Genomic DNA, 11,913 nt, shown 5'->3' with positions numbered 1-11,913 from the left:
GACACGCCGACACGACGGCGTGTCGCTGTCCCATACTCACCGCAAAGTCACTGGCATCGGGGCTGGCTGGGCCACGCTCAGGCTTCCAGAACCCGGCGGACCCGAACCGTATCGGGGTGATCGGCGCCGCCAGCGGCTTCGCACAGGGGCAGGATCTCCCGTGCCAGGCTTTCGGCTTCCGCCGTATGCCCCGCCTCTACGAGGTGGCCGGCCAGTTCGCTGCGGCTCATGAGCGTGATGGGGTGCTCGGGCCCGAGCAGTCGTGAGCGTGCGCCGATGACCCGCCGCATGAGGTCTGCCGCTTCGTCGTACTTGCCCTGCGCCGCCGAGATACGGCCGAGTAGGTGGACGGTGGCCAGGGTCTGCGGATGCTCGGGGCCCTGAGCGTGCTCGCGGTCGGCAAGGGTTTGGCTCGCCAAGGCTTCGGCCTCCCGTACGTCACCGATGTAGAGGGTGCCGTAGGCATGGTTGAGGCGAGCGTCCATCGTTGTGAGGTGATAGCGGCCGAGGGTTCGCTCGCAATCCTCGACCGTTTTCGGAGCGATACGTCTGAACTCGTCGTCCTCTCGGCATTCGCTGAGCAGCGCCAGCAGGATTGCCCTGCTCTTGAGCGTCTTCGGATGCTGTTCGCCGAGGTGCCGTCTCTGCCCGTCCAATGCTCTGCGCAGGAAGCGCAGTGCCTCTGCGTAGCGCTGCGTGAGATGCAGCGGCTGCCGGAGCGCGAAGCAGCTGTCCAGGGTGTCTGGGTGGTCGGCGCCCAGGACGCGTTCACGGATCTGAAGAACCTGCCGATGCAGCCCTTCGGACTCTGCATAGCGGCCCAGGCGGAACATTGCTCGGGCGACGTGGTGCTGGGCGGTCAGTGTCAGGGGGTGTTCCGCATCGAACAGACGGTGCGTCGTGCTCGCCGCGGCCTCAGCTGTGGCCAGAGCGGCGGTGTAGTCACCGGCGTCGTAAACGCGTTCAGCGAGGCGTACGGCCAACCCCACCACTCTTTCCGCCGTCCTAACGTCGCCCTCGCGCAGCAACCGCACCGCATGCGGCACAAGCAGCGCAACGAACCCGCCCCCGACCCCGCCGTCTGCCGGAAGCGCGGCCTTCAGCAGGGCGACTGCCGTCTCCGTGAGAGCAGCACGCTGCTCCGCAGGGGTGCCTGAGGCGACGCTGTCCAGGAGTACGCCGTGCACCTGGACGCAGCGCACCGGCTGCTTCCCATCCGTACCGCCCGGCGCGGAGACGAGCGCAGCCAGGGAATGATCCAGCAGCCCACGCAAAGCAGGCTCTACGCGTGCGGCGGCCAGCAGGCCCGTCGCGCCCAGCGACGCCGGGCTCAACACCGCCAGCGGCAGCGGGTCCGGGCTCCAGCAGGACAGCAGCCGCAGCAGCGTCGTGGCCTCGGGCAGGCCCTGGTCGACCAGCGCGTCCAGGGACAGGTGCCAGGTGCGGCTGACCAGGTGGCGGGATTCGGGGCGGCCGGAATCCAGGGCCGCTCCCTGGTCGATGAGGCCGGTCGGGTCGGCTTCCAGGCGGTTTCGGTACTCGTCCATGGACCAGGACTCCAGTAGCTGGTGGTGCAGGTAGGACCCCGCGAGGGTCAGGGCGAGCGGGAGGCAGCCGAGGCGGAGGGCGACCTGTTCGGCCGCCGCCGGGGTGCCCGCGTGGGGTGCGAGGTCGCAGAGGACCTGGGCCGCGTCCTCGGTGGGCAGCACTCCGACGGGGTGCAGGACCGCGCCCCGCCAGGCGCGCGAGGTGGCGTACCGGGTCGTGACCAGCACTGTGCCGCGCGGGCTGGGGCGCAGCCAGGCGCCCTCTTGCAGGATCGCCGGGTCGTCGGCGTTGTCGATCACCAGGAGCCAGGGCTCGGCGGAGTGGTCCAGATGGTGCCAGACGAGGTCCGCGGCGGCGCGCTGCCCGCTGTGCGCGGCGGCCAACTCGCCGGGGCCCGCGCCCCGGTCGGCGGCGACGGCCAGCATGCCCGCGCGCAGGGACAGCCGCTCGGAGGCGTTGACCCAGAGGCCGACCCTGGCCCGGTCGCGTACGGCCTCGGTGAACAGGGCGTGGGCCACCGCCGTTTTGCCGCAGCCGCCCATGCCGTGCAGTACGTGGATCTGTCCGCTGTCACCACCCACTGCCGTACGTAATCGCCGCATCAGGTCCGCCCGGTCCCGCAGGACGGCCGGGGTACGGCCCACCAGGGGGACGCGTACGGTGTCCGGGCCGCCGCCGAGCCCCGGGGTCGGCGCCCCGGCGAACAGCGAGGCGCCGGGCCCGTAGTGGTGATGGTGCTCGGCGATGTGCTGGTCGCCGGCCGACTGGAAGACCCGTCCGTGCCCGGAGGCTCGGCCTTCGGCGCTCACCGCTCGGTGATGTGCTGGTCGCGGCCCGCCTGGTAGACCCGGCCGCTGCCGGAGGCTTCGGCCCGCATGTGAATGGTGGTGTTCATCGCCTGATCGTTGCCCGGCAGGGCCGGGCTCAACTCGTCCAGGATCCGGCGCAACTCCTCGACGACCTCCGGATGCGCGACGAGGAACCGCCGCATACGGCCCGCCCATTCCTCGCCCAGCTCGCGCCGGGTCTCCTCGTTCTCCGAGTCGTCCGCGTCACGCGCGGCCAGCAGGTCGTCGTGCGTGGTCTCGAGCTCGCCGTCGATCCCGTCGGCGCGGTCCGGCTGGGCCCGGCGCCATAACGCGACGATCCGCTCCCGGGCGCGCTGCCAGGCGTCGGTGGCCATCAGAGTCACCACGGTGGACCCGGCCGTCCGCGCGAGGTCTGCGAGCTGCGGTTCCATTCCGCCCCCTGTCCCCATCAACCCGTCCCCGTCAACCGTCTTTACGATACGGCGGCCGTGGGGTGCTGGGGGCGGCTGTCAGGCGGTCTCGTCGAGGAGGCGGTGGTGTTCGGCAGGCAGCCGCAGGCGGGCTCCGGCGAGTGCTTCGTCGAGCTGTTCCGGGGTGCTGACGCCGACGATCGGGGTGGCGGCCGGGCTTCCGCCGATCAGCCAGGCCAGGACGACCTGGTTGCGGCTGACCCCGAGTTCCCCGGTGACCTTGTCCAGCGCCGCCAGCCGCTGGGTGGTGCCGGGGTGGTCGTAGGCGGCGAGGAGGGGGCGGTCCGGGCGGGCGTAGGAGCCGTTCAGCAGGGCGGTGTAGACCCACAGGGACAGGTCCGGTTCGCTGTCGACGTAGTCGACGACCTCGTCGGTGACCCAGCCGAAGCGGTGGGACTGGTCGGGCACCGGCGCGCCGGGGCGCGGCTGGAGGTAGGAGTGGCGCAGCTGGAGCGCGGTGTATCCGGCCCAGCCGTTGGCCGTGGCGATCTGCCGGGCCCGCTCCACCCGCCACACCGGGTGGTTGGAGCACCCCAGTCGTCCCACGACGCCCTCGGCCACCAGCGCGCCGAAGGCTTCAGCGGACTCCGCCAGAGGGGTCGTACGGTCCTCCATATGGGCCCAGTACAGGTCGATCCGGTCGGTGCCGAGCCGGCGCAGGCTGCCCTCGACGGCGGCCTTGAGCGCTGGCGCCGATAGGCCCTCGCGGTTGGCCGGCCAGTCGCCGGGGCCGGTGGGCTGGGCGCCCGCCTTGGTGCTCAGGTACATCTGGTCGCGCAGCGAGGGGCGGCGGGCCAGCCACTGCCCGATGACCTCCTCGCTGTGCCCGCCGCGACCGCTCGGATCGTTCCAGAAGGCGTAGCAGTTGGCGGTGTCGACGAGCGTCCCGCCGGCGTCCGCGAACCGGTCGAGCAGGTTCAGCGACGTGGCGGCGTCGACCTTCGTACCGAATCCCATCGTTCCCAGCGCGAAGTTCACATCGGGCACAGCGTGGTCCTTCCCCGGCGAGTGGCAGAGAGCTGCATTGCGTGCCGGGCAGCTTGGCAATTGAAGTGGGCTCGAAGGCAAGGGGGTTGCGTGTGTGTTCCTAGTCTTTGGCGATCCGCTTCTCGAACCAGTGGTGCGCGTACGGCTCGTCGTTGAAGGCCGCCACCTCCTCGAAGCCGAAGGAGTGGTACAGCCCGATCGCCGCGTCGAGCGCCTTGTTGGTGTCCAGACGCAGTACGTCGCGGCCGTGTTCGGCGGCCCGTGTCTCCAGTTCGGCGAGGAACCGGCGGGCCAGGCCGAGGCCGCGGGTGTGGGGCGCGACCCACATGCGTTTGATCTCGGCCGGGGCGGTGGGCGGTAGCTTCAGTCCGGCGCAGCCGACGGGTTCGCCGTGCAGCCGGGCGACCAGGAACAGGCCGTGTGGGGGACGGAGTTCGCCCGGGTCGGGCAGCAGGCTGCGGGCGGGGTCGAAGCCGGTCTCGAAGCGCTCCTGCAGCTCGGTGGCGTACGACCGCAGGCAGTGCTGGGCGTCGGGGTGGTCGGGGGCGACCGCGTCGACGGTGACCGTCGCGGCGGTCAGCAGCCGGTCGACCTCGGCCATGGCCGCCACCAGCCGGGTGCGCTGGGTGGCGTTGAGGGGTTGCAGCAGGGAGCCGGCCAGCTCGTCGCTGCGGCGGTCGAGCGTGGCGCGCTCCGCGCGGCCGGTGTCGGTGAGCCGTACGGTGCGCACCCTTCTGTCCTCCGGGTGCGGCTCCAGCGTCACCAGCCCGTCGCGCTCCAGGGCGCGCAGCAGTCGGCTGACGTACCCCGAGTCGAGCCCGAGGCGTTCGCGCAGCCGCCGTACGTCCTGGCCCTGCTCGCCGATCTCCCAGAGCAGCCGGGCCTCGCCGATGGGCCGGTCGCGGCCCAGGTAGTGGTCGTGGAGCACGCCCACGCGTTCGGTGACGGTGCGGTTGAAGCGCCGTACCTGGTCGATCTGTGCCGAATCCATTCTCTGACTCTAGTCAGAGAATTGTGGGGTCAGTCGGCTGCCGCCCCCGCGGGGTCGGCCGGGAGGCCCGTACGCCGTGGCACGCCGTCGAGCGCCGTGACGGTGACGCCGGTGAGTGATTCGGCGCCGGTGATCTCCGCGCGGGCGACGGTGACGGCCTCAAGGGAGGAGAGTGCGGCGAGGGGGGTCAGATCGAGTCGGCCCGTCTCGCGGCTGCTGCGGAAGGTGATGCCCAGCTGGCGGAGGTCGGGGAATGCCTCGGCGATCCAGGCGGCGTCCATGTCCGTATGGTAGAGGTGCAGATCGAACCAGGTGATGTGGGCCGGGAAGGCGTGCGGCGCGATATTGAGGGCCGGGAGGTTGATCTTCAGGTGCCTCAGCGTCGTCAGGGTGTCCAGGCCGCTGGGGTAAATGTTCTCGAGAATACCCACCCGTGGGGCGAAGTCGAGGCTTTGGAGCGACAGCGCGGACAGCGGCGTCAGGTCCTGGGCCCTGGAACAGCTGGTCAGGACCAGGGTGTGCAGGCCCGACAGATGGCTCAGGGCGCCGAGGTCGGTGAGCGCTTCATTCCGGTCCAGCCTCAGATGGGTGACCTGGGCGAGAGAACGGCTGGTGCGCAGCTCGTCCTCGCTGAAGTTGCCGCGCAGCTGAAGTTTCGTCACGCCGCCCATGCTGTCCAGCAGACCCAGGTGTTCTTGTGTCTCGGCGACGAAGTACAGGTCGTCGGGGTCGAGACGGGCGATCACCTCGGTGAAGTACCGCTCGGTGTCGAACCGCCCCCAGCTCGCGGTGAGCTGTGAGCGGACGGGCAGCGCGGGGTGGTCGGCGAACTGGGACAGGTAGGGGATGGCCGCGTCGGTGGCGATGTAGGAGGCGGTGATCACGCAGTGGTAGGCCTGGACGTCGGTGAGTTCGGCCGGTGGCGGCAGGAGCTCCAGGACGAGGGGTCCCACCGTGGCGATGCCGCGGGCTAGCCGCGGGGTGTCGGGCGGGATGAGGCCTACGGCGAGGTGGGTGACCTCGTTGCGCACCTTGGGGTCCAGGTCGGGTGCATGCTCCAGGCAGGCCAGGGCGAGCAGGTAGATGCGGAGGTCCGAATCGGGGTTCTTCTGCGCCCGCGACAGCAGCTTGGTGAGGATCTTCGCCCGTTCCCGTGGGCGGGCGTGGGCGACGGCCATGCGGATGACGTCCTCCCACTGGGCGTCGGTGGCGCGCTGGACGAGCAGCCCGAAGTCCTCCTCCTCCACGGCTGCCTTCGCCCCGAGGAAGTCCTGAAAGGTGCGGTGGACGAAGTCGATCGTGCCGACGGACGGTTCGCGTAGCAGACCGCTGCGCAGCAGCAGGTGGCTCAGGATCCGTGGGGCGTCGCCGAGCGCGGCGGCTGCGGGGACGGAGGGGAGCGCGTCGTCGATGATGCGCACCGCCTGGTCGCGGTCGAGCTCCGCCTCGCCGTTGCGGATGAGGTAGTACGCGAGCCGCTGGAGGAGCTGGACCTGCGGCTCCTCGTCGAGCTGGACGTCGCCGGGCGCGTAGATATGGCGCTCGGTGTCGCGCCGGGCGAGCAACATGGACAGCGCCGCGTCGTACAGCGCCTTGCGGCCGGGCGGCAGATAGCCGCGGCGGGCCCGGTGCAGGGCGCAGATCAGGCCGCACATCAGGGGGTTGGTGGCGAGGAGTCCCAGGTCCGGCTTGGTACGTACGGCGGTGTGCAGGGCCGACTGGTAGCTGTCGAGGGCGGTGCGGTCCTCGTCCGTACGGCAGGTCGCGCGGGCGGCGTCGTGCCAGCGGTCGATGAAGGCGCCGAGGTCGTCGTGGCTCATGGGGGCCAGGGCGAACTCGGCGAAGCCTTCGGTCTCCAGCCAGTTGTCGGCGACGGCGGAGGGGCGGGAGGTGACCAGCCAGAGGTTGTCGGGGTAGGCGAGGAGTAGATCGCTCAGCCAGACGCGGGTGCGCTCCCGGTCGCGCTCGGGGATCTCGTCGATGCCGTCGATGAGCAGCAGCCCGCGCCCGGCGCTCAGTACGCGGTCGGCCCAGCCGGCGGGCTGGGCGCCGTGCCGGGGGTTGTGGACGGCGGCGAGGAAGCGGTCGGGGGTGGGGAGGGTGTCTTGGCGGGCGATGGTGCGCAGGGGCAGGACGAAGGGGACGCGGCCGATCAGCTGCTCCATGCCGCGCGGCGGCTCCTGGCGGGCGGCGCAGACGGCGAGCCACTGGACGAGGGTGGTCTTGCCCGAGCCCGCGACGCCGCGCAGCAGGACCCGGCTGTGGCCGGACAGGGCCTGGTCGGCGGGGACGGGGGCCTCGGCGGCGTCGGCGGCGACTTCTTCGGCGAGCTCTTCGAGGGCGGCCATGACCTCCGTGGAGCTGAGGGGGGCGGCCGCCTCCGTGGCTTCGACGTCAGCGGCCCCGGCGGCGGCGACCTCCCCACCGAGCGGCGTCACGCCCCGGTCGCGCGCCGGGGCGATCGCCTCCAGGCTCAGATACGCCGCATCCAGGGGCCAGCTGGACTCCGCGTGGCTGAGATCGATGCCGACGATGGTCAGCGTCCCGTGCTTCTTCTGTACGAAGTCGGCGTAGTCCTTTTCGAAGCCCGCGTCCTCGGCCGACTGGGAGGGGATCCGCTCGATCAGGATGTCGATCTTGGTGATGAGGTCGGTGAGCTGTCCGCTCTGTTCGACCAGGGTGCGGGGGACAAAGGTCGAGCGCTGGGTGAAGAAGTGCAGGATGTGCAGGCAGGCGGTGTGCAGGAGGAGGTTGTAGAGGCGGGCGGCGGCCAGGGAGAGCTGCTCGTCGGGGCGGCCGGCGGCCTGCCGGAGGTCCTTGGCCAGCAGGTCCGGGCCGAAGCGGACGGCCTGGACGTCGTCCATGGTCAGATCGCCCAGCGCGTGGAGGGTACGGGCCAGGGCGTCGGCCAGCACCTCGTCCTCGTCCGCGGGGATCGGCCGCTCGCCCTGTCCTGCGGACTGCACCGCGCGCTCGACCAGTTGGGCGGCGATCTTGTGGAGGTTCTTCTCCGTCAGGGTGCGCTTCTCGCCCTTGAACGAGACGAGCCCCGAGACGCGGACCGGCTTGTCGGCCAGACCGGCGCCCGGCCCCTCCTGTACGAAGAGCTTCTTGATCAGCGGCGTGACGACGGCTGACGTGAGGCGAGCGCCGATGGTTGCGGGATCCACGTTCCCCATCCCCCCGATGGTTTGGTGCGGACAGCGTACAGGACCGTATGGTCTTTGGTCCCGAAACGGACATCTAATGCCCGGGGATGCCTGGGAACGATGATCGGTGATCTTATGTCGCGGTGATATCGCACACAGGGCGCCGAGGCTCTACTACGGAAATTAGTGAATGCCTTCGACCGTGGGGCACGCGTGCGGTCGGAAGTGTGGGGTGAGTTTCCGTGCGCGGCCGGTCAATCGTTCATTGTGCCAGGTCAACCTCATGATGGGAGGTTGGTGATCCGGGTTCTGGGGTGCCGGATCGCGAATATCTGATCGCGATCGGAGCCGTCGATGAATTGCGGCTGCGACCGCTTTTCGTACGGCGCGGATTAGTAGTGATGCGGGTTGGCCTCAAGGCCGGGTCGGGATACGAAAGAACGTCCGTTCCGGTCCCCGGCCGGGACTCACTCATTTTTCCGGAGGTAGTCCCCCTATGTCCCCGCGCGCTGAATCCCGGCACACCGAATCCCGGCACCTCAAATCCACATCGGCCCGTAAAGCGAGCAAGTCCGTACTGCGTACCCGCGCCGCCGTGCTGGCCGCGGGCATGGGGGCCTCGCTGGCGCTGGGGGCGGGCGGTGCGTTCGCCGCGGACGCGGCGCAGGGCAACGGTGTGCTGTCGGTGGCTCCGGCCAGTGACCTGAGCAAGTCGGTGCAGGCGCAGGCGGACGCCCTCCAGAAGGCGATCGACGCCGAGAAGGCGGCCGCGAAGAAGGCGGCGGCCGCGAAGGCGAAGGCGGCGGCCGAGAAGGCCGCCAAGGAGGCCGCGGCGAAGAAGCGGGCCGCGGAGCAGGCTGCCGCGAAGAAGGCCGCGGAGAAGAAGGCGGCGGCGGAGGCCGCGGCGAAGGCGCGGCAGGCTGCCGAGGCCCGCCAGAAGGCTGCCGAGGCCGCCAAGAAGGCCGCCGAGGCCAAGGCCGCCTCCTGGGTGACGCCGGTCGCCTCGTACCAGATCGGCGCCTCCTTCGGGCGCGCGGGCAACCTGTGGGTCAACAACCACAGTGGGCAGGACTTCGTCGTGCCGTCCGGCACCTCGGTGCGCGCCGCCCACGGTGGTGTGGTGGTCAAGGCCGGCGGCAACGGCGCCGGTGACGGCCCGGCGTACGGCAACGCCATCGTCATCAAGCACGCCGACAACACGTACTCGCAGTACGCGCACCTGTCGCTGGTGAAGGTGTCGGTGGGCCAGGCCGTGACGACCGGTCAGGAGATAGGTCTCTCCGGGAGCACCGGCAACTCGACCGGCCCGCACCTGCACTTCGAGATCCGTACGACGCCGAACTACGGCTCGGCCATCGAGCCGCTGGCCTTCCTGCGCTCGCACGGCGTCAAGGTCTGACGCACTGAGCTTGGTACGACCCCCGGGCGTCGGTCAGGCCGCGTCCGGGGTGTCGGACCTCTCCTGCGGGCCCTCGTGCGGGCCCTCCTGCGGGTGTGCCTGTGCCAGCAGATCGAGGGCGACTTCGAGGGCGGCCTTCCGCTTTTCCTCGGGGCCGGCGTCGATGTGCTGCATGGCGAACTGGGACGTATGCATGACGAAGATCGCACTGAGGCTGCGGACCTGGTCGGTCAGCGGCGCGTTGGGGTCCCTCAGCAGGTCGCTTAGGGCGATCATCCGGTCCTTGAGGGTTTCGCCGGGGCGCAGATGGCTCATCGCGGCCTGGTTCTGCTGCATGAACCGGAACAGCGGGAGGGCGCTTTCGAGGGCCACGCTGTAGCGGCGCATCAGCTCCTGCTTGGTCTCCAGGGTGCGGGGCTGTTCCTGACCCCAGGCGAGCAGTTCGTCCAGCGGCCGGGCCAGGTCCTGGAACAGGCTGATGAGGATGTCTTCCTTGGTCTTGAAGTGGTAGTACAGCGCGGCCTTGGTGACCTCGAGCCGCTCGGCGATCTCGCGTAGCGAGGTCTTCTCGTAGCCCTGCTCGGCGAAGAGCTCCAAGGCCACGTCCTGGATGCGCTGCCGGGTGTCGCCCCGGCGCGCCTGCGGTGTGCTGGCCATCGTGCTCTCCTGTGGTCGTGGGGGCCGTGCGCGGCCGAACAGAACTTACTTGACGCCCGGCTAGTAGACGCCGTACCTTCTCCACTGTACTCAACTAGCCGGGCGGCAAGTAAGTAGCCGGTCGCAGCAATTGGCCGCACCCCAGGGGGGAAGTGGAGAGAATGTCCCAGAAACAGTCCGGAGGCGGAGCGCCATCCGCGTCACCGCAGCCCAGCGCGGAGGCCCCGCAGTCCGGCGGGGAGGGCGCGCCGCCCGGCGCCGAGGGCGCGTCCGGTCGTAAGCCCCGCTCCACGGGTGTGGTGATCTTCGCGCTGATGATCGCCATGCTGCTCGCGATGCTCGACAACATGATCGTCGGCACCGCGATGCCGACCATCGTCGGCGATCTCGGCGGGCTCGAACACCTCTCCTGGGTGGTCACCGCGTACGCCTTGGCGACCGCCGCCTCCACCCCCATCTGGGGAAAGCTCGGCGACATGTATGGGCGTAAGGGCATGTTCCTTACGTCCATCGTGGTCTTCCTGGCCGGTTCGGCCCTGTCCGGCGCGGCCCAGGACATGGGGCAGCTGATCGGCTTCCGGGCCCTTCAGGGCCTCGGCGCGGGCGGTCTGATGGTCGGTGTGATGGCGATCATCGGCGACCTGGTCCCGCCCCGGGAGCGCGGCAAGTACCAGGGCATGATGGCCGGTGTCATGGCCGTGGCCATGATCGGCGGACCGCTGGTCGGCGGCACCCTCACCGACCACCTCGGCTGGCGCTGGATCTTCTACATCAACGTCCCCCTCGGCGTGATCGCCCTGGCCGCGATCACGACGGTGCTGCATCTGCCGAAGAAGCGCACGCAGGCACGGATCGACTACGTCGGCGCGACGCTGCTCACCATAGGCATCACCTCGCTCGTGCTGATCACGTCCTGGGGCGGGAACGAGTACGCGTGGGGCTCGGTCCAGATCATCGGTCTCGGCGCGCTGGGGGTCGTCGCGCTCATCGCCTTCGTGGCCGTCGAGCAGCGGGTCGCCGAGCCCGTGCTGCCGCTGCACATATTCCGTAACGGCAACTTCTCGCTCATCACGGTGATCGGCTTCCTCACCGGCTTTGTGATGTTCGGGTCGATGACCTTCCTGCCGCTCTACCAGCAGACCGTCCAGGGCGCCTCGGCCACCAACTCCGGTCTGCTGCTGCTCCCGCTGCTGCTGGGCATGCTGGTCGTCTCGCTGATCGCGGGCCGGGTCACCACCCAGACCGGCAAGTACCGGATCTTCCCCATCCTCGGCGGCGGCCTGATGCTGGCGGGTCTGTTCCTGCTGTCCCTCATGGACACCAACACCACCCGCCTGACCTCGGGCATCTACATGGCGGTGCTCGGCGCGGGCATGGGCTTCCTGATGCAGACCTCCATGCTCATCGCGCAGAACAGCGTCGAGATGAAGGACATGGGCGTCGGCTCCTCCTCCGCCACCCTCTTCCGCACCCTCGGCGGTTCCTTCGGCGTCTCCATCCTCGGCGTGCTCTTCACCAATCAGGTGAAGGACACGATGATCGACCGGGTCGGCGAGAAGGGCGCGGCGGTCACCTCCGGCGGCGCCAACCTCGACCCGGCGATGCTTCCGAAGCTGCCCGCGGACATCAGGGACGCGTACACCCACGCGGTCGCGAACGGAGCGCACCAGGTCTTCCTGTGGGGCGCGGTGATCGCGGTCGTCGGCTTCCTCGCGGCCTGGTTCATCAAGGAGGTCCCGCTGCGCGGGTCCGGGCCCAAGCCCAAGGGCGAGGGCGAGGAGCAGGCCCCGGCCGACCAGATGCCGGTGGTCGAGGCGGTCTGAGTCTGATCTGACTGGATGGACAAGCGTGAGGCGCGGGTGGGTGTTCTCGTCGGCCTCGTTGGTCTGCCGCTGGGTGTAAG

Annotated in this window: 8 protein-coding genes; 2 read left to right on the top strand and 6 right to left on the bottom strand. The window is 70.0% G+C overall.

Going from position 1 to position 11,913, the window contains the following annotated elements; genetic code table 11:
- Positions 1-77: 77 nt before the first annotated feature.
- The 5 genes from ACWDSL_RS48005 to ACWDSL_RS47985 form a co-directional block, all read right to left on the bottom strand.
- Entirely contained in the window at positions 78-2,357 is a 2,280-nt protein-coding gene (locus ACWDSL_RS48005) for a tetratricopeptide repeat protein (protein ID WP_450495388.1), read from the bottom strand.
- Entirely contained in the window at positions 2,354-2,788 is a 435-nt protein-coding gene (locus tag ACWDSL_RS48000) for a hypothetical protein (protein WP_450495386.1), read from the bottom strand. The genes ACWDSL_RS48005 and ACWDSL_RS48000 overlap by 4 nt, the downstream gene beginning before the upstream one ends.
- 78 nt (positions 2,789-2,866) lie before the next feature.
- A complete protein-coding gene (locus tag ACWDSL_RS47995; protein WP_450495384.1) occupies positions 2,867-3,814 on the bottom strand; it encodes an aldo/keto reductase in 948 nt (315 codons plus the stop codon).
- A gap of 100 nt (positions 3,815-3,914) precedes the next feature.
- On the bottom strand, positions 3,915-4,805 hold the full coding sequence (locus ACWDSL_RS47990) for a bifunctional helix-turn-helix transcriptional regulator/GNAT family N-acetyltransferase (RefSeq protein ID WP_450495382.1): 891 nt from the start codon (positions 4,803-4,805) through the stop codon (positions 3,915-3,917).
- A gap of 29 nt (positions 4,806-4,834) precedes the next feature.
- Positions 4,835-7,975 carry an NACHT domain-containing protein gene (locus ACWDSL_RS47985; RefSeq protein WP_450495380.1) on the bottom strand — a complete coding sequence of 1,047 codons (3,141 nt, stop codon included), beginning with the start codon at positions 7,973-7,975 and terminating at the stop codon, positions 4,835-4,837.
- A 475-nt stretch (positions 7,976-8,450) separates the two neighbouring features.
- Here ACWDSL_RS47985 and ACWDSL_RS47980 point away from each other — a divergent pair, with 475 nt between their 5' ends.
- Complete coding sequence (locus ACWDSL_RS47980; RefSeq protein WP_450495378.1) at positions 8,451-9,353, top strand: M23 family metallopeptidase; 903 nt, start codon at positions 8,451-8,453, stop codon at positions 9,351-9,353.
- A 33-nt stretch (positions 9,354-9,386) separates the two neighbouring features.
- Here the strand turns inward: ACWDSL_RS47980 and ACWDSL_RS47975 are convergent, their stop codons facing one another.
- On the bottom strand, positions 9,387-10,010 hold the full coding sequence (locus ACWDSL_RS47975; RefSeq protein ID WP_450495377.1) for a TetR/AcrR family transcriptional regulator: 624 nt from the start codon (positions 10,008-10,010) through the stop codon (positions 9,387-9,389).
- A 161-nt stretch (positions 10,011-10,171) separates the two neighbouring features.
- Here ACWDSL_RS47975 and ACWDSL_RS47970 point away from each other — a divergent pair, with 161 nt between their 5' ends.
- The gene (locus tag ACWDSL_RS47970; RefSeq protein WP_450495375.1) at positions 10,172-11,833 is read left to right on the top strand and encodes an MDR family MFS transporter; all 1,662 of its coding nucleotides are present in this window, start codon (positions 10,172-10,174) and stop codon (positions 11,831-11,833) included.
- Positions 11,834-11,913 lie beyond the last annotated feature (80 nt).

It is taken from the genome of Streptomyces sp. NPDC000941 (assembly GCF_053599555.1).
This window is presented reverse-complemented; position numbering and strand designations above follow the sequence as displayed.

Bases quoted from the DNA above. Each gene is read 5' to 3' on its own strand.
- ACWDSL_RS48000 (WP_450495386.1), bottom strand. From the start codon at position 2,788: ATGGAACCGCAGCTCGCAGACCTCGCGCGGACGGCCGGGTCCACCGTG.
- ACWDSL_RS47990 (WP_450495382.1), bottom strand. From the start codon at position 4,805: ATGGATTCGGCACAGATCGACCAGGTACGGCGCTTCAACCGCACCGTC.
- ACWDSL_RS47980 (WP_450495378.1), top strand. From the start codon at position 8,451: ATGTCCCCGCGCGCTGAATCCCGGCACACCGAATCCCGGCACCTCAAA.
- ACWDSL_RS47975 (WP_450495377.1), bottom strand. From the start codon at position 10,010: ATGGCCAGCACACCGCAGGCGCGCCGGGGCGACACCCGGCAGCGCATC.
- ACWDSL_RS47970 (WP_450495375.1), top strand. From the start codon at position 10,172: ATGTCCCAGAAACAGTCCGGAGGCGGAGCGCCATCCGCGTCACCGCAG.